Source organism: Nonomuraea sp. B19D2, assembly GCF_040137845.1.
GTDB lineage: Bacteria > Actinomycetota > Actinomycetes > Streptosporangiales > Streptosporangiaceae > Nonomuraea.
On the sequence record NZ_JBEFAK010000012.1, the window covers coordinates 232,397 to 253,035 of the forward strand.

At 71.9% G+C, this 20,639-nt stretch carries 16 protein-coding genes and 1 pseudogene; 4 read left to right on the forward strand and 13 right to left on the reverse strand.

What is annotated here, in order from left to right; all coding sequences use genetic code 11:
- Positions 1-35: 35 nt before the first annotated feature.
- The gene (locus tag ABN273_RS23725) at positions 36-845 is read left to right on the forward strand and encodes an SDR family NAD(P)-dependent oxidoreductase (RefSeq protein WP_349451150.1); all 810 of its coding nucleotides are present in this window, start codon (positions 36-38) and stop codon (positions 843-845) included.
- A gap of 469 nt (positions 846-1,314) precedes the next feature.
- Here ABN273_RS23725 and ABN273_RS23730 read toward each other — a convergent pair whose 3' ends face one another.
- From ABN273_RS23730 to ABN273_RS23760, 7 genes are read right to left on the reverse strand one after another with little or no spacing between them, the layout of a single operon-like run.
- Positions 1,315-1,743 (reverse strand): winged helix-turn-helix transcriptional regulator, encoded by a 429-nt coding sequence (locus ABN273_RS23730; protein WP_349451151.1) that lies wholly within the window; start codon positions 1,741-1,743, stop codon positions 1,315-1,317.
- A gap of 31 nt (positions 1,744-1,774) precedes the next feature.
- On the reverse strand, positions 1,775-3,364 hold the full coding sequence (locus ABN273_RS23735) for an ABC transporter ATP-binding protein (protein WP_349451152.1): 1,590 nt from the start codon (positions 3,362-3,364) through the stop codon (positions 1,775-1,777).
- The gene (locus ABN273_RS23740) at positions 3,361-4,395 is read right to left on the reverse strand and encodes a serine hydrolase domain-containing protein (RefSeq protein WP_349451153.1); all 1,035 of its coding nucleotides are present in this window, start codon (positions 4,393-4,395) and stop codon (positions 3,361-3,363) included. The genes ABN273_RS23735 and ABN273_RS23740 overlap by 4 nt, the downstream gene beginning before the upstream one ends.
- A complete protein-coding gene (locus ABN273_RS23745; RefSeq protein WP_349451154.1) occupies positions 4,392-5,567 on the reverse strand; it encodes an anhydro-N-acetylmuramic acid kinase in 1,176 nt (391 codons plus the stop codon). The genes ABN273_RS23740 and ABN273_RS23745 overlap by 4 nt, the downstream gene beginning before the upstream one ends.
- Positions 5,564-6,358 (reverse strand): ABC transporter permease, encoded by a 795-nt coding sequence (locus ABN273_RS23750; protein WP_349451155.1) that lies wholly within the window; start codon positions 6,356-6,358, stop codon positions 5,564-5,566. The genes ABN273_RS23745 and ABN273_RS23750 overlap by 4 nt, the downstream gene beginning before the upstream one ends.
- 14 nt (positions 6,359-6,372) lie before the next feature.
- A complete protein-coding gene (locus ABN273_RS23755; RefSeq protein ID WP_349451157.1) occupies positions 6,373-7,317 on the reverse strand; it encodes an ABC transporter permease in 945 nt (314 codons plus the stop codon).
- An 8-nt stretch (positions 7,318-7,325) separates the two neighbouring features.
- Entirely contained in the window at positions 7,326-8,867 is a 1,542-nt protein-coding gene (locus ABN273_RS23760) for an ABC transporter substrate-binding protein (protein WP_349451158.1), read from the reverse strand.
- Between the two features lie 73 nt (positions 8,868-8,940).
- Between ABN273_RS23760 and ABN273_RS23765 the strand changes: the two genes are divergently transcribed.
- The 3 genes and pseudogenes from ABN273_RS23765 to ABN273_RS23775 all read left to right on the forward strand — a co-directional run bounded on the left by ABN273_RS23765 (position 8,941) and on the right by ABN273_RS23775 (position 12,288).
- On the forward strand, positions 8,941-9,834 hold the full coding sequence (locus ABN273_RS23765; protein ID WP_349451159.1) for a MurR/RpiR family transcriptional regulator: 894 nt from the start codon (positions 8,941-8,943) through the stop codon (positions 9,832-9,834).
- A 56-nt stretch (positions 9,835-9,890) separates the two neighbouring features.
- A complete protein-coding gene (locus ABN273_RS23770) occupies positions 9,891-10,562 on the forward strand; it encodes a sulfotransferase family protein (protein ID WP_349451160.1) in 672 nt (223 codons plus the stop codon).
- 82 nt (positions 10,563-10,644) lie between these two features.
- Positions 10,645-12,288: pseudogene (locus ABN273_RS23775) on the forward strand (arylsulfatase).
- Here the strand turns inward: ABN273_RS23775 and ABN273_RS23780 are convergent.
- From ABN273_RS23780 to ABN273_RS23805, 6 genes are all read right to left on the reverse strand, one after another.
- The gene (locus ABN273_RS23780; protein ID WP_349451161.1) at positions 12,185-12,721 is read right to left on the reverse strand and encodes an NUDIX hydrolase family protein; all 537 of its coding nucleotides are present in this window, start codon (positions 12,719-12,721) and stop codon (positions 12,185-12,187) included. The pseudogene ABN273_RS23775 and the gene ABN273_RS23780 sit on opposite strands and share 104 nt — an antisense overlap.
- A gap of 118 nt (positions 12,722-12,839) precedes the next feature.
- Positions 12,840-13,829 carry an NrfD/PsrC family molybdoenzyme membrane anchor subunit gene (gene nrfD, locus ABN273_RS23785; protein ID WP_349451162.1) on the reverse strand — a complete coding sequence of 330 codons (990 nt, stop codon included), beginning with the start codon at positions 13,827-13,829 and terminating at the stop codon, positions 12,840-12,842.
- A complete protein-coding gene (locus tag ABN273_RS23790) occupies positions 13,826-14,623 on the reverse strand; it encodes a 4Fe-4S dicluster domain-containing protein (RefSeq protein WP_349451164.1) in 798 nt (265 codons plus the stop codon). Before ABN273_RS23790 ends, nrfD begins: the two co-directional genes overlap by 4 nt.
- Positions 14,623-17,838, reverse strand: a complete 3,216-nt coding sequence (gene fdh / locus ABN273_RS23795) for a formate dehydrogenase (protein ID WP_349451165.1) — start codon at positions 17,836-17,838, stop codon at positions 14,623-14,625. Before fdh ends, ABN273_RS23790 begins: the two co-directional genes overlap by 1 nt.
- A 72-nt stretch (positions 17,839-17,910) precedes the next feature.
- Positions 17,911-19,323, reverse strand: a complete 1,413-nt coding sequence (locus ABN273_RS23800; RefSeq protein ID WP_349451166.1) for a rhamnulokinase — start codon at positions 19,321-19,323, stop codon at positions 17,911-17,913.
- Positions 19,320-20,321, reverse strand: a complete 1,002-nt coding sequence (locus tag ABN273_RS23805; RefSeq protein ID WP_349451167.1) for a LacI family DNA-binding transcriptional regulator — start codon at positions 20,319-20,321, stop codon at positions 19,320-19,322. The genes ABN273_RS23800 and ABN273_RS23805 overlap by 4 nt, the downstream gene beginning before the upstream one ends.
- Positions 20,322-20,639: the final 318 nt, after the last annotated feature.

Here is a 20,639-nt window from a genome sequence, read left to right on the forward strand (position 1 = left end):
CCGCAGATACGGTGGAATCTGCTACTTTCCTATGCATGTCATACGCTCTTGTCACCGGAGCCTCCTCCGGGATCGGCGCGGAGTTCGCGCGCCGGCTTGCCGCCCGCGGGCACGACCTGGTCCTGGTCGCCAGGTCCCGGCCCGCACTCGAAACGCTCGCCGACTCGTTGCACCAGGCCCACGGGGTGCGGGCCGAGGTGCTCGTCCAGGACCTGTCCGCCCCCGACGCGGCCACGCGGGTCGCCGAGGAGGTCGCCGCCCGCGGGATCGCCGTCGAGCTGCTGGTCAACAACGCCGGGTTCGGCACGGCCGGCCACTTCGCGCAGATCGCGCCGGAGCGCGAGCACGAGGAGCTCATGGTCAACGTGGTCGCGCTGGTGGGGCTGACGCACGCGTTCCTGCCGGGGATGCTCGCGAGGGGTTCGGGCGCGGTGGTGAACGTGGGGTCCACGGCCGGCTTCAACGTCGCCCCGTACTTCGCGACCTACGCCTCGTCCAAGGCGTTCGTGCTCAACTTCAGCCTCGCGCTCTGGAGCGAGCTGCGCGGCAGCGGCGTCAAGGTGCTCGCGGTCACGCCCGGGCCGGTGGAGACGCCGTTCTTCGACAAGATCGGCACCAGGGAGGCGGCCCTCGGCGCCAAGCCGGTCGCGCCCGAGCTGGTCGTCACCGCCGCCCTGCGCGCCCTCGACCGCGACCGCGGCTACGTGGTGCCGGGCCGCGGCAACCTCGGCCTCGCCCACCTGATGCCGCGCCGCCCCCGCAAGCTCCTGGCCCTGATCGGCCGCCGCGTCACCAGGCAGGTCGCCGACGCCCTCACCCCAGGCGCCGCCGCCCCGTCCCGATGACTGTGCGGGGCAAGCCCTATCGGAAGCCGCGGTCCGCGCTCGTACGCCCGCGCCACGCTCATGTGCCGCCACAGCTCGCGCGCCGGGGCGGGGCCGTCCCAGCGGGTGACCGAGAAGGCGGGCACCAGCACCGCGTCGAGGCCGTCCCGCCCCGCCAGGCTCGCCGAGTACCACAGGTCGGCGCAGAGCAGCACGTGCAGGCGGCGGCCGTGCAGCTCGAAGCCCGCGCTCGGGCGGCCGGGCAGCCGGCCCGTCGTAGTGCGACCCGCCGACCACCGCCATGCCCGTCCCCGTGGCAAGGTCGCGCACCCTGGTCAGGTAGTTGGCCCGGGCCAGGCTGCCACCCACCAGTTCGGGCAGCAGCAGCACGTCACCCGCGTGCGCGGGGACGAACGCCTCGATCGCGTCGAAGTTGGCGAGGCCGTCGGGGGACCAATGCGGGGGCTGAACCAGGAGGATCTTCACATCTCTACTGTGGCTGGTGCAGGCGGATGACGGCCATGTCCTCCTGGCGCACGGGTTCGCGGCAGTGCGCGCAGACCATGACCGGCTCCAGCGGCTCGCCGCAGCTGTGCCGCCACACCGTCGGCGGCTCGCCCCGCGTGACGTGGCGGTCGCCCCAGTCCATGAGCGAGAGCAGCACCGTGTGCAGCGCCTGGCCGGCCTCGGTCAGCACGTACTCGTAGCGCGGCGGATGCTCCTCGTACAGCTCGCGCTCCAGCAGCCCGACCTCCTCCAGCCTGCGCAGCCGGGCGGTGAGGATGTCGCGGCTGGCGCCGGTGTTGCGGGCGATCTGGTCGAAGCGGCGCACGCCCAGAGTGATCTCCCGGATGGCCAGCAGGCTCCACCGCTCGCCGACGACCGCCAGCGCGTTGGCGATCGAGCATTCCCTGGGCATCCCAACCTCCGAGAGCGTCCGGATTTCCAACTTACCTGTTGCCGGGGATCGCCGCGAGCAGCTCGCGGGTGTAGTCCGCCGCGGGGTGGTCGAAGATGTCCTCGGCGGTGCCGCTCTCCACGATCCGGCCGTCGCGCATGACGTGCACGGCATGCGAGATCATCCGCACCACGGCCAGGTCGTGGCTGATGAACAGGTAACTGAGCCCCAGCTCCCGCTGCAGCTCGGCGAGCAGCTCCAGGATCTGCGCCTGCACCAGCACGTCCAGCGCGGAGACCGCCTCGTCCAGCACCACCAGGTCAGGGGAGAGGGCCAGCGCCCTGGCGATGGCCACCCGCTGGCGCTGGCCGCCGGACAGCTCGTGCGGCAGCCGCTCGGCCATGGAGGCGGGCAGCGACACCTTCTCCAGCAGCTCGGCCGCGGCCTTCCTGCGCTCGGCCGCGCTGCCGACGCGGTGCACGCGCAGCGGCTCGACGATCGACTTGCCGACCGGGTAGCGGGGGTCGAGCGAGGCGTACGGGTTCTGGAAGACGGGCTGCACCCGCCTGCGGAACGCGAACAGCTCCCGCCTGCCGAGCCCCGCCAGGTCCGTGCCGTCGAAGCGGATGCTGCCGGCGGTGACGTCGTCGAGGCCGAGCAGCAGGTTGGCGGTGGTCGACTTGCCCGAGCCCGACTCGCCCACGATCGACACGGTACGGCCGCGCGGGATGCTGAACGAGACCCCGTCCACGGCGGTCAGCTGCTCGCCGGTGCCCCTGATCGGGAACACCTTGCGCAGCCCCGCCACGACCACCAGGTCCCCGGCCTCCTGCGGAGGTGCGGTGACGCGCACGGACGACAGGCTCGGCACGGCCTTGAGCAGCCGCCTGGTGTACTCGTGCCCCGGCTCGGCCAGGATCTCCGCCGCCCGCCCGGTCTCCACGATCCGGCCGTCGTGCATGACGGCCACCACGTCGGCCCGCTCCGCCGCCAGCGCCAGGTCGTGCGTGATGAGCAGGACGGCCGTGCCCATCTCGGCGGTGAGCTGCTCCAGCTGGTCGAGGATGCGCCGCTGCACGGTCACGTCCAGCGCGGAGGTGGGCTCGTCGGCGATGAGCAGCTTCGGCCGGCAGGCCAGCCCCATGGCGATCAGCGCGCGCTGCCGCATGCCGCCGGAGAACTCGTGCGGGTACTGCCCGATCCGCCGCGCCGGGTCGGGGATACCGACGAGGTCGAGCAGCTCGAGCACGCGCGTCCTGGCCGCCTTGCCGGTGGCGACGCCGTGCACCTCGAGCGCCTCGGCGATCTGGTCGCCGATGCGCATGAGCGGGTTGAGGTTCGACATGGGGTCCTGGGGGACCAGGCCGATGCCCGCGCCGCGGATCGCGGTCATCTCGCGCTCACTCGCCCGGGCCAGGTCCCGGCCGTCGAACAGCACCTGGCCGCCGGTGATGCGGCCGTTGCCGGGCAGCAGCCGGTTGACCGCGGCCGCGGTGGTGGACTTGCCGGAGCCGGACTCGCCGACGACCGCGACGGTCTGGCCGGGCAGGATCTCCATCGAGACGTTCTTGACGACCGTGACGTCCTGCTTGCGGGTGCGGAAGGCGACCGAGAGGTCACGGATCTCCAGGAGCGGGGTCATGCTGTCCTCGATCGTTGCGTGGTGGCCTGCAGCAGGTCGGCCCAGAGGGCGTCGGTGGGGGTGGGCTCGCCCTGGACGAGCAGGCGGTTGCTGGCCAGGGCCAGGGCGATGTCGCGGCCGGGGACGAAGCCGACCGCGCAGCCCACGTAGCCGGGGTGGCCGAGCACGGTGACGGTCTCGTCCCACAGCTCCAGCTCGTACGTACGGAACCCGAGCGCCTGCCCGGCGTCCGGCCCCGTGGTGAAGAACTCCCGCGCGATCTCGGGCCGCCACAGCCCGTCGTGCTCCTCGACCCGGGACATCGCCAGGCCGTACGCGAGCAGGTCCGGCACGGTCGAGAAGAGCCCGGCGTGCCCGGAGACCCCGCCGAAGGCGTGGTGGGCGTTGCCGTCGGCCACCTCGCCGAGCACGGGCTCGCGCCGCCAGTACGCGAAGTCGGAGCTGCGGTACGGCACGGGGTACGGCCGGCCGGTGTCGAGCATGTCCATCTCGATCCGGTCGTCCAGGGCGCTCATGGCCACCTCGGGACCCGCCGGGCGGGCGTACGTGGTGGCGCTGAGGCCGAGCGGCTCGGTGACCAGCTCGGCCACGGCCCGGTCCAGGCTCAGCCCGGTGACGGCCGCGACGATCCGGCCGAGCAGGACGAATCCCAGGTCGGAGTAGTGGCGTGCGCGCCCGGGCCGGTACCGCGGCGGCGGGGGCTCCGGCTGGATGTAGAGCGGCCACCACTCCCACAGCCCGCCCCGGTGCAGCAGCAGGTCCCGCACGGTGATCGCCTCGTACGAGCGCGCCAGGTACGTGCTCAGCGGCGCGTCCAGGTCCACGAGCCGGTCGGACACCAGCCGGATGAGCGCCGTCGTGGTGGCGACGACCTTCGTGACCGAGGCGAGGTCGTGGAAGGTGTCCACGGTCATCGGCGCCTCGCCGACACGTTCGCCGTCCGCCCAGCGCACGGTCCGGTGGCCGGTGCACTCGGTGAGGTCGAACCACGGCGTCCGCGCGGCCATGACCACCCCCGCGGGCGTGTTCATCGCGTGAGCACCAGCGAGCGCGGCGGCTCGGCCACCGGCGCGGGCAGCACGAGCGGGCCCGCGCCCGGCGTCAGCGTGCCGAGGATGCGGGCGGACCGGGCGCCCGTCCCGCCCGGCACGGTGCCTGGCAGCCCGTGCGCGGTCAGCCAGCCGATCAGGGCGAACGCGATGGCCTCCTTGTCGTCGGAGGGGGCGCCGTAGTCGTCGGACGGGGCCACGTCAACGCCGGGCAGCGCCGCCCGCAGACCGTCCATGATCACGGGGTTGCGGCAGCCGCCGCCGGAGACGACCAGCGCGCCCACCCCGGCGGCCCGCACGTCCCCGGCGACCGTGCGCACGGTCAGCTCGGTGAGCGTGGCGACCAGGTCGGCGTCCCCGACCTCGCGCCCCGCCCTGGACCCCACAAGAGACAGGGCGGCCTCCACGTACCCCAGGTGGAACAGCTCCTTGCCGGTGCTCTTCGGCGCGGCCAGCCCGTAGTAGGGCTCGTCAAGCAGCACCTCCAGCAGCCGTTCGTCCACCCGTCCGGAGGCCGCGATCCTGCCGTCCTCGTCGAAGCCGCGCTCGTTCAGCCCTCTGCTCGTCACCACCGCGTCGATCAGCGCGTTCGCGGGCCCGATGTCGTAGGCGTACAGCTCGCCCCCGCGCACCACGGTCATGTTGGCGATGCCGCCCAGGTTGAGCGCTCCCGCCCCGCCCTCGTGCGCGCCGAACAGCAGCCCGTCCAGCACCGACACCAGCGGCGCCCCGTGCCCGCCGGCCGTGATGTCCCTGATGCGCACATCGGACAGCACGGGTACGCCGGTCCGCTCGGCGATCCACGCGGGCTGCCCGATCTGCAGCGTGCCGAGCGCGTGCGTGCCCTCCACCCAGTGGTAGACGGTCTGCCCGTGCGAGACGATCAGGTCGACGGGCCCGCCCAGCGCGATGGCCGAGGCCGCGGCGCCGGCGAAGCTCTGCCCGATGAGCGTGTCGAGCACGCACACCTCGGCCAGCGTCGTCTGCGCGGGCGGCAGCGCCGCGATCAGCCGGGCCCGCAGGTCCGCCGGGTACGGCGTGCTCGCCGTGTAGCCGACCCGGCCTTCGAGCAGGCCGCCGACGAGACGGAAGTCCACCACGGCCACGTCGATCCCGTCGTGCGACGTGCCGGAGATCATCCCTAGAATTCTCACCGTTCTCCTCGCAGGTCCAGAGTGTCACGCAGGCCGTCGCCGAGCAGGTTAAGCCCCACGACCAGCAGGACGACGACCGCGCCCGGCGCGATCAGCGTCCAGGGGGCCACGAAGACCAGGCTGCGCGCCTCGAAGATCATCGAGCCCAGTGACGGCGCGGGCGGCGGCGTGCCCAGGCCGAGGAAGCTCAGCGACGCCTCCGTCAGCACCGCCCAGGACAGCGACAGCGCGATCTGGATGACGACGATCGAGGTGATGTTCGGCAGGACGTGACGGAGCATGATCTGCCAGCGGCTCATGCCGGTCGAGACGGCCGCCCTGACGTACTCGATCTCCCTGAGCGACAGCACCGGGCCCCGGGTGACGCGGATGAAGATGGGCACGTACACGATGGCGATCGCCACGGCGATCGTGAACCAGTTGCGGTCCAGCACCGACGCCAGCGACAGCGCCAGCAGCAGCGGCGGGAACGCGAACAGCACGTTCGTCACCCCGCCGATCGCGCCGTCGGCGAAGCCGCGGTAGAAGCCGGACACGAGCCCGCCCAGCGTGCCCACCACGGTCGCGAACGCCACCGCGACGACCGCGATGAGCGCCGAGTTGCCCACCCCGGCCGCCACTCGCGAGAACACGTCCCGCCCGAACTGGTCGGTGCCGAACAGGTGCGCACCCGACGGCGCCGTGAACCGCGACGGCGGGTGCTGCGCGATCGGGTCGTACGGCAGCAGCCCGGCATACGAGAGCGCCGCCACGACGGCCAGCAGCACCAGGACCGCCGACCCTGCCAGCATGGACGGACTCCGCTTCACGAGGCCCTCACCCGCGGGTCGATGATCCGATAGAGCACGTCCGTCAGCAGGTTCACCAGCACGAACGCCAGCGCGATCACCAGCACCGTGCTCTGCACGACCGCGTACTCCTTCTGCTGGATACCCAGCAGCACCTGTCTGCCGACGCCCGGCACGGAGAAGATCTGCTCAACCACGACCGCGCCGCCCAGCAGGTAGCCGAACTGCAGTCCCGTCATGGTCACGATCGGCACGAGCGCGTTGCCGAGCACGTGCTTGACCTGCAGCCGCCGCTCGGGCACGCCCTTGGCGCGGGCGGTGCGGACGAAGTCGTCCGAGCGGACCTCCAGCACCGCCGTGCGGGTGGTGCGCAGGATCGGCGCCGCGATGCCGAAGCCCAGCACCAGCGCGGGCAGGACCATCTGCTGCAGGTTGAGCAGCGGGTCGTCGAAGAGCGTGGCAAAGCCCTGCCCGTTGGGGTTGAAGCCGAACGACGCCGCGAAGATCGACAGCAGCGTGGTGGCCAGCAGGAACGCCGGAACCGACAGCCCCGCCAGGCTCACGACCTGGCCGAGCGCGTCCCTGGGCGAGTTCCTCCTGGACGCCGCCAGCATGCCGAGCGGCACCCCGATCAGCAGCGCCAGCACGATCGAGAGCACCGCCAGCTCGAACGTCACCGGCAGCGAGTGCAGGGTCAGGTCGAGCACGCTCTGCTGCTGGCGGGCCGAGTAGCCGAAGTTCCCGGTGAGCATGTTGCCAAGCCACGAGAAGAACTGCGTGAAAAGCGGCTGGTCGAGCCCGTAGTACTGCTCAAGTGCCTGCTTCTGGGCAGGGGTGAGCGCCGCGGCCTCGGTGCCGAGCCCCGCCGTGATCTGGTTGCCGGGGATCGCCCGGAGCATGACGAACACGAGCACGGCCACCCCGAACAGGGTCCCCACCGTGCTGATGACGCGGTTGCGCATACGCCTCATCAGCTGACGGAGGTGGTCCGCAGGAACTGCAGCGAGCCGCTGGCCATCGGCACGAACCCCTGCACGCCGGCCGTCGTGGCGGTGTAGGTGTAGCCGGAGAACAGCCAGATCCAGGGGGCGTTCTCCTCCAGCTCGGCCGAGACCTGGTCGTAGATCGCCTTGCGGGCGGCCTGGTCGGTCGACGCCTTGCCCTCGGCGAACAGCTTGTCCAGCTCGGGCGAGCTGTAGCCGGCGACCTTGTTCAGGTTGCCCTTGCTGGTGAAGTAGCGGCCGTAGGAGCCGTCGGGGTCGGGACGGCCGCCGTTGAGCGCGACGGCCGCGTCGAAGTCGGCGGCCACCCAGCGGTCCACGAATGCGCCCGACTCCAGCACCTCCAGCTCCAGGTTGATCTTGGCCTCGGCGAGCTGCGCCTTGAGGTTCTGGGCCTCGTTGACCGAGGTCGCGTACTCGCCCTGGGAGACGATGGTCTTGACCGTCACGCCGCCGGACTTGCCCGCCTTGCCCAGGTACTCCGCCGCCTTGGTGAGGTCACGGGCCGGGCAGGGGCGCTTGTTCGGGTCCGACTTGAACAGCGGGGCGGTGATCGGCCCGGTCACCTCGCCCTCGCCCAGCGCGGCGGTGTCGAGCACCTGCTTGCGGTCGATCGCGCACTGGATCGCCAGCCGCACGTTGACGTCCTTGAGGTCGCCGTGCTGCGCGTTGAGCTGCAGCACGTGGTAGTTGAGCTGCGGCGTCTTGGCCACGGTGATCGTGCCGCCGCCCTGCGCCGTCTGCGCGACGAGCGGGTCGTTGAAGACCGCCAGCTGCACGTTGCCCGACTGCATGGCCGACACGATGGACGACTCGTCGGGGATGACCCGGAACTCGACCGCCGGCACCTTCGGCTTGTCGCCCCAGTACGCGTCGTTCCTGGCCAGTGTGATCGACTGGCTCGCCGCGCGGGTCTTGAGCTTGAACGGACCCGTGCCGTTCGGGGTCGTGTTGAGCTTCTCCTCGGTGTCGTCGGAGGAGAGCATCGCCAGGTTGACCGTGGCCAGGTTGGCGGGCAGCGCCGCGTCGGGCCCGGTCAGCTCCAGCACCACGGTGCTCGCGTCGGGCGCCTCGACCGACTTCACCGACGACAGCGACGCCCTGGCCACGGCCGCCGTCTTCTCGTCCATGATCTTGTCCAGGGACGACTTGACGTCCTTGGAGTCGAACGTGCTGCCGTCGGCGAACGTGACGCCCTGTCTGAGCTTGAGGGTGAGCTTCTTGCCGTCGTCCGCGGCCTGCCACGACTCGGCCAGACCGGGCACCACGGTCAGGTCCTTGTCGAACTCGGTGAGCGTCCCGTACAGGTTCTGCAGCACGTTCACGGCCTGGAACTGGGTGGCCTTCCAGGGGAAGAGCGTGTCCGGGTCGGAGGTCACGCCGACCACGAGGGTCTTGCCGGAGGCGGCGCCGCCGGTGCTCGGGGCGGGCCCCGAGGATGCGGAGCAACTGGTGAGGGCGATGGACAGCGCAGCGGCGATGCCGACCGCGGAGACGGTGCCACGCGGCATGTGGCCTCCTCAGGGGGTGGGTCATAAAATTACGCAGACCTTACCACTGAGGTATTTTCTTTTCTTTGTGGGGATGAGAGAGATGGCCGAGGACGACGGGACCGTACTGATCCGCATCCGGGCCGCCATGCCCGCGCTGCGGCCGTCGGAGCGGCGGATCGCGGAGGAGTTCGTCGGCGACCCCGCGGGCGCGGCCAACCTGTCCATCGCCGAGCTGGCCGCCCGCTGCGGGACCTCGACGACCTCGGTGGTGCGCTTCTACCAGCGCATGGGGTACGCGCACTACAAGGACCTCAGGATCGACCTGGCCAGGGCGGTGGCGCGCGAGGAGCTGACCACGTCGAGCCTGCCGGAGGCGTCCGGCGACATCGACCGCAACGACAGCCTGGAAGGCATCGTCTCCAAGGTGGCGATGAACGAGACGCTGTCCATCGCCGACACGGCCCGCTCGCTGGACATGGAGGCGCTCGGCGCCGCTGTGTCGCTGCTGCTGGCCGCCCGCAGGATCGACAGCTTCGGCGTGGGCGCGAGCTCTCTCGTGGGGCTCGACCTGCAGCAGAAGCTGTCGCGCATCGGGCGTACCGCGATCAACTGGCACGACTCGCACTCGGCCTGGACGTCGGCGGCCACGCTGGACTCCGGCTGCGTGGCGGTGGCCGTGTCGCACACGGGCGCCACCGTGGACACGGTCGAGTTCCTGTCCATCGCCCGCAAGTCGGGCGCCGCCACCGTGGCGATCACGAACTTCCACGACTCGCCGCTGGCCCGCGCGGCCGACGTTACGCTGACGACGGCCGCCAGGGAGACGAAGTTCCGCTCGGGCGCGCTGGGCAGCCGCATCGCGCAGCTCATGGTGGTCGACTGCCTGTTCACGGGGGTCGCGCAGGCGTCCTACGACGAGTCGATGGCGGCGCTGCGCAACACGTACGCGGTCGTGCACGCCCGAGTCGTCCACAAGCGCGGGTAGAGGTTCACAGGCGGGATTCACCTGGGGTTCACGGGCCGTCTCTACCTTCTAGGCCCATGAGCTGGAGGTACCGGGCCAACACGACGCTGGAGGGCCTGACGGGATACACCTTGACGCGGCGGCCGCGGAAGGAGCCGCCGAAGCCGCCGCCCCCGCCGCCGCTGGTGCTCCAGCGGCTGCCCGGCGACGTGGTGCGGCCGCCCGTCGATCCCGCGCACGACCGGCTGCTGCACCGCGAGCTGACCCGCAGCGGCAAGCCGATCCTGGCCGAGAAGACGCCCAGCAACGTGTTCATCTGGCGGCGCATCTCGGCCTGCTGGCCGGACGCGCGCTTCGTCTTCCTGCTGCGCCACCCCATGTCCATCGTGCAGTCCTGGCACGAGGCCGACCCGGACAAGAGGCCCATGGAGGAGGCCGTGCCGCGCACGCTGAGCTACATGACCTACCTGGAGGAGGCCCGCATCCACCTCGACGGGCTGACCATGCGCTACGAGGAGCTGGTCGCCGAGCCCGAGCGCGAGCTGCGGCGGCTCTGCCTCTTTCTGGGGCTGGAGTTCGAGCCGGCCATGCTTAACTACGGCGCGAAGGACCACGGCGCCTTCGTCAAGGGCATCGGCGACTGGCGCGACAAGATCCGCGCCGGCACGGTCGTCGAGGGCCGTCCCCTCCCGGCGGCGGACGAGGTGCCGGACGAGCTGCGCGAGATGTGCCGCCTGTGGGACTACTGATAGTTCGCCGGTCGTTTGCCCGTCATTCAGGGCAGTCTCCGATAGGTTGCGGTTCGTGATCGACGGGCCCTCGCGCCGTACCATGCTCGCCGGAACCCTCGCCGGCCTCGCCCTGCCCGCACCTGCCGCCCAGGCGTTGGCAGGTCTGCCCACGCGCCCGAACGTCGTCGTGATCCTGGCCGACGACCTCGGCTGGGGCGAGATCGGCAGCCAGGGGCAGCGCCTGATCAGCACGCCGAACCTGGACCGGCTGGCGGCCGAGGGCGTGCGCTTCGAGACCGCGTACTCGGGGGCGCCGCTCTGCGCCCCGTCGCGCTGCGCCCTGCTCACCGGGCTGCACGCCGGCCACGGCACCGTACGCGAGAACCCGGAGGGCGGGCCGCAGCACTCGCTCACCGCGGCCGACCTCACCTTCGCCGAGCTGCTGCGGCTGACCGGCTACCGCACGGCCTGCATCGGCAAGTGGGGCTTCGGCCCCGAGCGGCCGGGGCAGGCGTCCCATCCGAACGAGCGCGGCTTCGAGGAGTTCTTCGGCTACATCGGGCACGCCCACGCCCACCAGTACTTCCCCCAGTACCTGTGGCACAACGGCGCCAAGGTGTAGCTCGACGGCAGGTCGTACGCGCCGGACCTGTTCCGCCGGCGGGCGGTCGAGTTCATCGGGCAGGCCGGCGACGACCCGTTCCTGCTCTACTTCCCGACCACCCTGCCGCACTCGCCGAGCGTCGTCCCCGGCGACGCGGGGCCGTACGAGCGGCGGCCGTGGAGCGGCCCCAACCGGCGGCACGCGGCGCAGGTGGCCCGGCTCGACTCCGACGTGGCCGCGCTGGTGCGCGCGCTGCGCGAGGCGGGCGTCGCCGAGCGCACGCTCGTGCTCTTCACCAGCGACAACGGCCCCCACCACGAGAAGGGCGTGACGCCGGAGCTGTTCGACTCCAACGGGCCCTTACGCGGCGTCAAGCGCAACCTGTATGAGGGCGGCATCCGCGTGCCGCTGATTGCCTGGTCGCCGCGGCTACGCCCGCGCGTGGTCGAGCAGCCGGTGGCGTCGTGGGACGTGCTGCCGACGCTGGCCGACCTGGCCGGGGTGCCGGTGCCCGCCCACCTCGACGGCCTGTCCCTGCGCGACCTGCTCAACGGCGACGGCGCGCCCGAGCACGACCACTTCGTGTGGAACCGGCCACGCAAGATTCAGGCGATCCGCCGGGGCCGGTGGAAACTGCTCCGGTTCGCCCCGCACATCGCGGGCGCCGGGCCCGAGGGCCGGATCGAGCTGTACGACCTGGCCGCCGACCCGGGGGAGCGTCACGACCTGGCCGCCACCAGGGCCGAACTGGCCGGCGAGCTGACGGCCCTGCTCGACGACTCCATCGGCCCCGACCCGCGCATCCCGTACGGGCTGAAGACCGAGCTCATCGGCGGCCAGGTCCTGGTGACCCTGCACAACGGCTCGTCGGTGCCGTGGCGCAAGGTCCGGCTGAGCCTGAACGGCGTCCGGGCCCACCCCGTACCGCTGGTGGACCCGGGCACGGCGATCACCGTGGGCTTCCCGCTCCCGGGCGCGGACCTGATCACGGCCCGCGCCCGGTTCACGGCCGACGGCCGCTCGCATCACTTCCGCGTCAGGGCAGGCGGCCCACGTGGGCGAGCGCCTGCTTCAGCAGCACGCCGTGCCCGCCGCTCATCTCCTGCTGCACCCCCGGAGACGCGGCGTCCTCAGGCGTGAACCACTCAAAGTCAAGGGCGTCCTGCCGGGGCCGGCAGTCACCCGCGACCGGGACGATGTAGGCAAGCGAGACCGCGTGCTGCCGCGGATCGTGGTACTGGGTGATGCCGGGCGTGGGGAAGTACTCGGCCACGGTGAACGGCTGCGGCGAGGCGGGGATGCGGGGGAGCGCCACGGGTCCGAGATCCTTCTCCAGATGCCGCAGGAGCGCGTCGCGGATCCGCTCGTGGTGGAGCACCCGCCCCGAGACCAGCGCCCGGCTGACCGTGCCGTCTGACAAGATGCGCAGCAGCAGGCCGACGCGGGTGACCACGCCGGTGTCGTCGACCCGCACCGGTACGGCGTCGACGTAGAGTATCGGCAGCTGGCCCCGCACCGATTCGAGTTCTTCGGGGGAGAGCCATCCAGGCGTGGTTTCGGTCTTTTCGGTCATCTGCCGATCGTACTTTCCCGGGACTCCCGCCCGGGAACGGTTCTGCCCGCGAGCCAGGACACGACACAAGTCAAGAGCACGATGCCGAAGAACGGCAGGTACGCGATGATTTTCCGCTTCATGTGATCTCCCTCGCCAGCCGCCTGCGCTGCGCCTGGACGGTGTACTTGGGGTCGTTCGCGGACTCCCTGCCGGCGTGGAAGATCCCGAACCGGGTGCACGCCGAACCCGCCAGCAGGGCGGCGCCCGCCGCCACGGCCGCGATCCTGCTGCGGCGGCCCGCGGTCACCCCGGCCAGCGCGCCCGCCAGCACCAGCACCTCGCCCGCCCGCAGCAGCCTGCTCCGCTTGAGCGGCTCCGCCAGCGGCCCGAGCCGCCGTTCCATCCGGACGGCGGCCACGCACTCGGCGACCGCGCCCAGCAGCGCCGCCCGCCGGGCCGGCCCCGCCTCCGACGGCGGCGCGGCCAGCATCCCCAGCCCGCCCGCCGCGGCCGTGGCCGAGCCCGCGAACAGGAACGGCATCTCCCTGAACCCCTCGTGCCAGGCGGGCACGGCGGTGTCGCAGATCAGCGCGGCGGTGTAGGTGGCCACCGCGGGCCCGGCCAGCCCCGCCCCGATCGTGGCGGCCCGGCCCAGGCGAGGCAGGCGCCCGGCCAGGTCGGCGGCCGCCGCGCACCCGGCCTGCGGCCCGTACGCCGTGAGAATCCAGGTGCCGACGCTCATGGGCGAGGTCACCTTGAACACCCGCAGCATGTTGAGGAACCGCTCCGGCCGCCCCAGGTCGTGGATCAGCGAGTAGAGCGACCCGCCCAGCGCGCACAGAGCCGCCACCTTGCCCGCCCTGGCCAGCCGCGGCCTGCCGGTCAGCTCGGCGGCGGCCGCCAGCGTGGACGACGCGCCGGCCAGGCCGCCGAGGAAGAGGTAGCCGGCGATGTCGTGCGCCTGCCAGGTCGGCTCGTTCAGCACCGGCAGCCCGTAGTAGGAGTCGAAGTTCGCCTGTGACGGCCTGAGCCGCTCGCGCCTGTGGCCCGCCGAGCCCGGCGTGGCCTCCCGCTCGGTACGCAGCTCGGCCGAGCCGTCCAGGCGCACGTCGGTCTGACTGGTCATCCCCGCCTCCTCCACACCGGCAGCGCTGTCGCCGCCACGCCGGCCAGCAGGGCGAGCGCCGCGACCCCCGCGTGCCGCCACATCGACGGCAGGTCCCTGGTGGTCGCCACGGGGCCGGGCGGCAGGCCGTACACCTCAGGCTCGTCCAGCAGCAGGAAGAACGCGCCCATGCCGCCCACCCCGTCGCCGGTGTCGTGCCCGTACAGGCGGGCGGACGTGACGCCCTGCTCGCGCACCTGGCCGAGCCGGCGCTCGGCCCGCTCGCGCAGCTCGTCCAGGTCCCCGAACTGGATCGAGTCCGTCGGGCACGTCTTGGCGCACGCCGGCTCCTGCCCGTCGCCCAGGCGGTCGTAGCACATCGTGCACTTGGCCGCGAGGCCCGTGCTCTCCCGCACGCCGATCACCCCGAACGGGCAGGCGGGCACGCAGTAGCCGCACCCGTTGCAGACGTCCTCCTGCACCACGACCGTGCCGTGCTCGGTGCGGAACAGCGACCCCGTCGGGCACACGTCCAGGCAGGCCGCCTCCGTGCAGTGCTTGCACACGTCTGAGGCCATCAGCCAGCGGAAGTCCATGTCGCCGACCCCGGGCTCCTGATGGCCGAGCGGGCGCCGCTGCTCGATGAAGGCCACGTGCCGCCAGCTGTCGGCGCCCAGCCCCACGGTGTTGTCGTACGACATGCCGGTGAAGGCCAGGCCGTCGTCGGGGACGGCGTTCCACTCCTTGCAGGCGACCTCGCACGCCTTGCAGCCGATGCAGATGCTGGTGTCGGTGAAGAACCCCACGCGGCCCATCACGTCTCCGTTCCCGTGCCGGCCGTGACGCCGGCCCGCCGCTGGTAGGACCTGACCAGCTCCGGCAGCGCCGGGCCGCGCGGGCGCCGCCCCGGCCGGATGTCCGCCGCCAGGGCCTTGACCTCCTGGATGTGGGAGTTGGGGTCCAGCGAGATCGCCGACAGCTCGTTGGCCGCGTCGCCCCTGGCCAGGCCGTTGGGCCCGAAGTGGAACGGCAGCCCGATCTGGTGCAGCACCCGGCCGTCCAGGCGCAGCGACGGCATCCGGTCGGTGACCATGACCCGGGCCTCGATGGCGTTGCGCGCGGTGACGATCGTGGCCCAGTCGCCGTGCACGAGCCCGCGCTCGGCGGCCAGCTCGGGCGACACCTCGCAGAACAGCTCCGGCTGCAGCTCCGCCAGGTACGGCGTGTGCCGGCTCATGCCGCCCGCCGTGAAGTGCTCGGTCAGCCGGTACGTCGTCACCACGTACGGATAGACCGACGCGCCCGGCTCGTCGCCGCTCGGCTGGTAGCGGTTGTCCTCGTGCGGGTAGACCTTGCGCGCCGGGTTGCGCTGGTGACCGTAGAGCGGGTTGGCCACCGGCGAGTCCTGCGGCTCGTAGTGCGCCGGCAGCGGCCCGTCCACCACCCCTGACGGCGCGAACAGCCAGCCCTTCCCGTCGGCCTGCATGATGAACGGGTCGATCCCCGACAGCGCGGCCCCGCCCCGCGCGTCCGGCGGCGGCCGGTAGCCGGGGTTCTTGTCCACCTCGAAGTCCGGCACGTCGAAGCCGGCCCACCTGCCTGCCTGCGCGTCCCACCAGACCAGCTTCTTGGCCTCGCTCCACGGGCTGCCGTCCGGCCTGGCCGAGGCCCGGTTGTAGAGGATGCGCCGGTTCGCCGGCCAGGCCCAGGCCCATTCGGCGGCTATCCAGTCCTGCTCGGTGTGCGGCTTGCGGCGGGCGGCCTGGTTGACGCCGCCGGCGTACACGCCGCAGTAGATCCAGCAGCCGCACACGGTGGAGCCGTCGTCCTTGAGCTCGTGGTAGCCCGACAGCGGGCGCCGGTCGGCGTCCCAGCCGTTGATCTCGGCCAGCACCGCCTCGGCGGACGGCTCCTCCATGGCGCCCTCGACCGGGTAGTCCCAGGTGAGCTCGAGCACCGGCGCGTCCATCCGGTCCGTCGAGCCCGCCAGCTTCTCCTTGATGATCCGCCCCAGGTGGTACATGAACCACAGGTCGCTGCGCGCGTCCCCGGCCGGCTCGACCGCCTGGTGGTGCCACTGGAGCAGCCGGTTGGTGTTGGTGAAGGTGCCGCTCTTCTCCGTGTGACAGGCCGCGGGGAAGAAGAACACCTCCGTGCCGATGTCCGCGGTGGCCAGCTCGCCCGTCTCGATCTCCGGGCCGTCCTTCCACCAGGTGGCGCTCTCGATCAGGTTGAGGTCGCGGACGACCAGCCAGTCGAGCCTGGCCATGCCCAGGCGCTGCATCCTGGCGTTGGCCGAGCCCACCGCGGGGTTCTCGCCGAGCAGGAGGTAGCCCCTGCACGTGCCGTCCAGCTGCGCCAGCACTGTGTCGTACGTGCTGTGCGACCCCGTCAGCCTGGGCAGATAGCCGAACCTGAAGTCGTTGTCCGGCTGGGCGGACTCGCCCCACCACGCCTTGAGCAGGCTGACCAGGTAGGCGGGCATGTTCGCCCAGCAGCCCCGGTGCGGCGCGTCGGCCAGCATGAACGTGCGCAGGCTCAGGTCCTCGTGCGCGTGCGGCATCGGGATGTAGCCCGGCAGCAGGTTGAACAGCGTCGGCACGTCGCTGGAGCCCTGGATGCTGGCATGCCCGCGCAGCGCCTGGATGCCGCCGCCCGGGCGGCCGATGTTGCCGAGCAGCAGCTGCAGGATGCTCGCCGTCCTGATGAACTGCGAGCCGTCGCTGTGCTGCGTCCAGCCGACCGCGTACACGAACTCCGAGGTCCTCTCGGGCCCCGAGTTCTCCGTCAGATGCCGGCACACCTGCAGGAACAGCTCGCGCGGCACCCCGCACACCCGCTCGACCAGCTCCGGCGTGTAGCGGGCGAAGTGGCGGCGCAGCACCTGCATGACGCAGCGCGGGTGGCGCAGCGTCTCGTCGCGCTCCGGCGTGCCGCCCATCGGGACGCCGGCGCCGCCGAGCATCTCGGCGCGGCCCGGCGGCATCGGGCCCACCGGCCGGTCGCGCTCGCCGGCCGCCGCGAGGATCGACATGCCCTCGTACTGCCAGGTCTCGTGGTCATAGGTGCGGGTACGCGGGTCGAAGCCGGAGAACACGCCGTCGAGGTCCTCGGCGTCGCGGTAGTCCTCCCTGAGGATGGTGGCCGCGTTGGTGTAGTTGACCACGTACTCGTGGAAGTACAGGTCGTTCTCCAGCACGTGGTTGATGATCCCGCCGAGGAAGGCCACGTCGGAGCCCGCGCGGATGGGCACATGCAGGTCGGCCAGCGCGCTCGTGCGGGTGAAGCGCGGGTCGACGTGGATGATCACGGCGCCGCGCGCCTTGGCCTCCATCACCCACTGGAAGCCCACCGGGTGCGCCTCGGCGAAGTTCGCGCCCTGGATGACCACGCAGTCGGAGTGCTGCAGGTCCTGCATGAACGTGGTGGCGCCGCCCCGGCCGAACGACGTGCCGAGCCCGACCACGGTCGAGCTGTGGCACACCCGGGCCTGGTTCTCGATCTGCACCACGCCGAGCGCCGTCAGGAGCTTCTTGATGAGGTAGTTCTCCTCGTTGTCCAGCGTGGCGCCGCCCAGGCTGGCGATGCCCATGGTCCTGGCGGTGCGCTTGCCGTCCTTCTCCCACTCCCAGGTCTGGCGACGGGTGGCGATGATCCGGTCGGCCACCATGTCCATGGCGGTGGCGAGGTCGATCTCCTGCCAGTCGGCCGCGCCCGGCGGCCGGTGGAGGGCCTTGTACTGGCGGTTGGAGGCGGTGGTGAGCTGGAGGCTGGCCGCGCCCTTGGGGCACAGCCGGCCGCGGCTGACGGGGGAGTCGGGGTCGCCCTCGATCTGGACGACCTTCTCATCCCGTACGTAGACGTTCTGGGCGCAGCCCACCGCGCAGTAGGGGCACACCGACTTGACGACCCGATCGGCCGTGGCCGTGCGCGCCCGCAGCACCGCCGTCCTGGCCGACCTCACGGCCGCGCCCCGCCCCGTGCGGTCCTCGCCGGTCAGCTGCCGCAGCAGCGGCCACCTCAATCGCATGACGTCCCCCCGAACCCCTGGCCGGGTTCCTGCCCTGCCGCCGGGAGGCGAAAACCCGCAGGTCGAGGGGGGTCAGAAGAGGCGCGCGGCGACCTCGTCCCACGCGTGGGCGTCGCCCGAGGGCTCGTAGCGGCGCAGCGGTTGCGAGGAGGCGACCAGCGACCGCATCTCCGCCAGGTCCGAGACGAGCCCCGCCGCCCGTGCCTGCACCAGCACGTTGCCGAGCGCGGTCGCCTCGGCTGGCCCGGCCACCACCGGCAGGCCGCAGGCGTCGGCGGTCAGCCGGCACAGCAGCTCGTTGCGCGACCCGCCGCCCACCAGGTGGACGACCTCGACGTCGCGCCCCGACAGCTCCATCGCCTGCCGCACCGCCAGCCGGTGCCCGAGCGCCAGGCTCTCCAGCACGCACCGCACGTACCCGGCCGGGGACGACGGGGGCCGCTGGCCCGTGCGGCGGCACTCGGCGGCGATCCTGGCCGGCATGTCGCCCGGCGGCAGGAACACCGGCTCGTCCGGGTTCACCACGGCCGCGAACGGCCGCTCGCCCGCCGCCGCCTTCAGCAGCTCGCCCAGGTCGGAGCCCGGCCAGGCCCGCAGGCACTCCTGCAGCAGCCACAGCCCCATGACGTTGCGCAGGTAGCGGACGGTGCCGTCGATGCCCGCCTCGTTGGTGAAGTTCGCGGCCCGGCTCTCGGGCGTCAGCACCGGCTCCGGCAGCTCCACGCCGGCCAGCGACCACGTGCCGCACGAGATGTAGGCGAACGCCGGCCCGGAGGCGGGCACGGCGGCCACGGCCGAGGCGGTGTCGTGCGAGCCCACCGCCATGACGGGAGCCGACCAGCCGATCTCCGCGGCCACGTGCCGCCGCAGCCCGCCGACCGCCTCGCCCGGCTGCCGCAGCGGCGGGAACAGCTCCGCGGGCAGGCCGAGCTGTTTGATCAGCGGTGCCGCCCATGACCTGGTGCGTACGTCGAGCAGCCCCGTCGTCGAGGCGTTGGTCACCTCGGCGCCCAACTCGCCGGTGAGCCAGTAGCCGATCAGGTCGGGGATCAGCAGCATCGTCGCCGCCCCGTCGAGCCGGTCGGCCAGCAGCTGGTAGATGGTGTTGAAGGGCAGCACCTGCAGCCCGGACACCTCGTACAGCGTCTCCGCCCCGACCGACTCGGCCACCCGCTCGGCCACGCCACGTGTGCGGTCATCGCGGTAGTGCACGGGGTTGCCGAGCAGCGCGCCCGACTCGTCGAGCAGCCCGTAGTCCACAGCCCACGAGTCCACGCCGATGGACGACACCGGGCCCGCGTTGTGCAGGCCGGTGAGGATCTCCCGGTAGAGGCCGAGGACGTCCCAGTGGAGCCGGTCCGCCACGCGTACCGGGCCGTTGGGGAAGCGGTGGGCCTCGGTCAGCTCCAGGCCGTCCGACAGATCGGCCAGCATCACCCGGCCGCTGGAGGCACCGAGGTCGACGGCGGCGAAACGGCGGCTCATTGGGTGGACTCCCTGGCGACGAGCTCCGGCTGGAACATGATGTGCTGGTGCGCGTGCGTGTCCGGATTGTCACACTCGTCCAGCAGCAGCTCGGTGGCGATCCGGCCGAGCTGGTAGGTCGGCTGACGCATCGAGCTGAGCGACACGGTGGAGGCGGCGGCGAAGTCGATGTCGTCGTACCCGATCAGGGCCACGTCCTCCGGCACCCGCACCCCGGCCCGCAGCAGCGCGCGCAGCACGCCGAGCGCGAGCAGGTCGTTGGCGCAGAACACGGCCTCGGGCAGGCCGCCCGCGATCAGATCGGCGGCGGCCTTCTCGCCCGCGCGGGCCGTCATCGTGCCGGCCTCGGCGACCTTCAGGTCGTCTGGGTCGAGCCCGGCGGTCCGCATCGCGGCCTTCGCGCCCTCCCGGCGCTCCACGCACTGCCTGATCGTCAGCGGCCCCGTCACGTAGGCGACGCTGCGTGCGCCCTTCGCCAGCAGGTGCGTGACCGCGGCCCGGCCGCCCGCGACGTCGTCGACGGCGACCGCGCACTGGTCGGGCCGGTGCGCCGGATGGTCGACCAGCACCACGCTGATGCCGCGCTCGCGCAGCCGGTCGAGCCTGCCGGGGTCCTCGCCGGACGGGGTGATCAGCACGCCGCGCACCCGGTGCTCGGCCAGCACCCGCAGGTTGCGGTCCTCCTTGTCCGGCGAGCCCGCCGAGTTGCCCAGGATCACCGCGTAGCCGAGCTCGCTGACCACGTCCTCGACCCCGGCCGCGACCTCGGTGAAGAACGGGTTGCCTATGTCGATCACGCTCAGACCGATCGTCCTGCTGTGCCCGGCGCGCAGCGTCGAGGCCGAGCCGTGGCGGACGAACCCCAGCTCGCTGATCGCCGCCTCCACGCGCTCCCGGGTGGCGGGTGCGACTTTTTCGGGCCGGTTCAGTACGTTGGAGACCGTGCCTGGGGAGACGCCGGCGTGTGCGGCGACGTCCTTGATGCTGACCAGGGCCATGAGGATCTATTAAAACGTACAAAACCGCTTTGTGCCAGTCAGAGCACGATTTGCCCCCGGCATGGAGCCCCGGTGCGACGTTCCTCGCGTAAAACGTTTGTATCGCGGAGCGCACGGGTGCGCCGGTCCCCTGATTTCATAACGTTCAAGTAACGCCAGCATCACGGGTCACGCCCGGATTCGCCCCGCCTGCCTGGGCAATCGCCCATGTTGATCAGCGAGAACCCGCTCGCGGCGCCACGAGAGGCCTTGTGCGACGCCGTTGAGGAACGTTTTAATCCCCCGTAAACGCAGGCGTAACACGCTGTGAGCGCTAAC

Excerpts from the sequence above, each read along its gene's own strand:
- ABN273_RS23725 (WP_349451150.1), top strand. The coding sequence starts at position 36 with ATGTCATACGCTCTTGTCACCGGAGCCTCCTCCGGGATCGGCGCGGAG.
- ABN273_RS23730 (WP_349451151.1), bottom strand. The coding sequence starts at position 1,743 with ATGCCCAGGGAATGCTCGATCGCCAACGCGCTGGCGGTCGTCGGCGAG.
- ABN273_RS23735 (WP_349451152.1), bottom strand. The coding sequence starts at position 3,364 with ATGACCCCGCTCCTGGAGATCCGTGACCTCTCGGTCGCCTTCCGCACC.
- ABN273_RS23740 (WP_349451153.1), bottom strand. The coding sequence starts at position 4,395 with ATGAACACGCCCGCGGGGGTGGTCATGGCCGCGCGGACGCCGTGGTTC.
- ABN273_RS23750 (WP_349451155.1), bottom strand. The coding sequence starts at position 6,358 with ATGCTGGCAGGGTCGGCGGTCCTGGTGCTGCTGGCCGTCGTGGCGGCG.
- ABN273_RS23755 (WP_349451157.1), bottom strand. The coding sequence starts at position 7,317 with ATGCGCAACCGCGTCATCAGCACGGTGGGGACCCTGTTCGGGGTGGCC.
- ABN273_RS23760 (WP_349451158.1), bottom strand. The coding sequence starts at position 8,867 with ATGCCGCGTGGCACCGTCTCCGCGGTCGGCATCGCCGCTGCGCTGTCC.
- ABN273_RS23765 (WP_349451159.1), top strand. The coding sequence starts at position 8,941 with ATGAGAGAGATGGCCGAGGACGACGGGACCGTACTGATCCGCATCCGG.
- ABN273_RS23770 (WP_349451160.1), top strand. The coding sequence starts at position 9,891 with ATGAGCTGGAGGTACCGGGCCAACACGACGCTGGAGGGCCTGACGGGA.
- ABN273_RS23780 (WP_349451161.1), bottom strand. The coding sequence starts at position 12,721 with ATGACCGAAAAGACCGAAACCACGCCTGGATGGCTCTCCCCCGAAGAA.
- nrfD (WP_349451162.1), bottom strand. The coding sequence starts at position 13,829 with ATGACCAGTCAGACCGACGTGCGCCTGGACGGCTCGGCCGAGCTGCGT.
- ABN273_RS23790 (WP_349451164.1), bottom strand. The coding sequence starts at position 14,623 with ATGGGCCGCGTGGGGTTCTTCACCGACACCAGCATCTGCATCGGCTGC.
- fdh (WP_349451165.1), bottom strand. The coding sequence starts at position 17,838 with ATGCGATTGAGGTGGCCGCTGCTGCGGCAGCTGACCGGCGAGGACCGC.
- ABN273_RS23800 (WP_349451166.1), bottom strand. The coding sequence starts at position 19,323 with ATGAGCCGCCGTTTCGCCGCCGTCGACCTCGGTGCCTCCAGCGGCCGG.
- ABN273_RS23805 (WP_349451167.1), bottom strand. The coding sequence starts at position 20,321 with ATGGCCCTGGTCAGCATCAAGGACGTCGCCGCACACGCCGGCGTCTCC.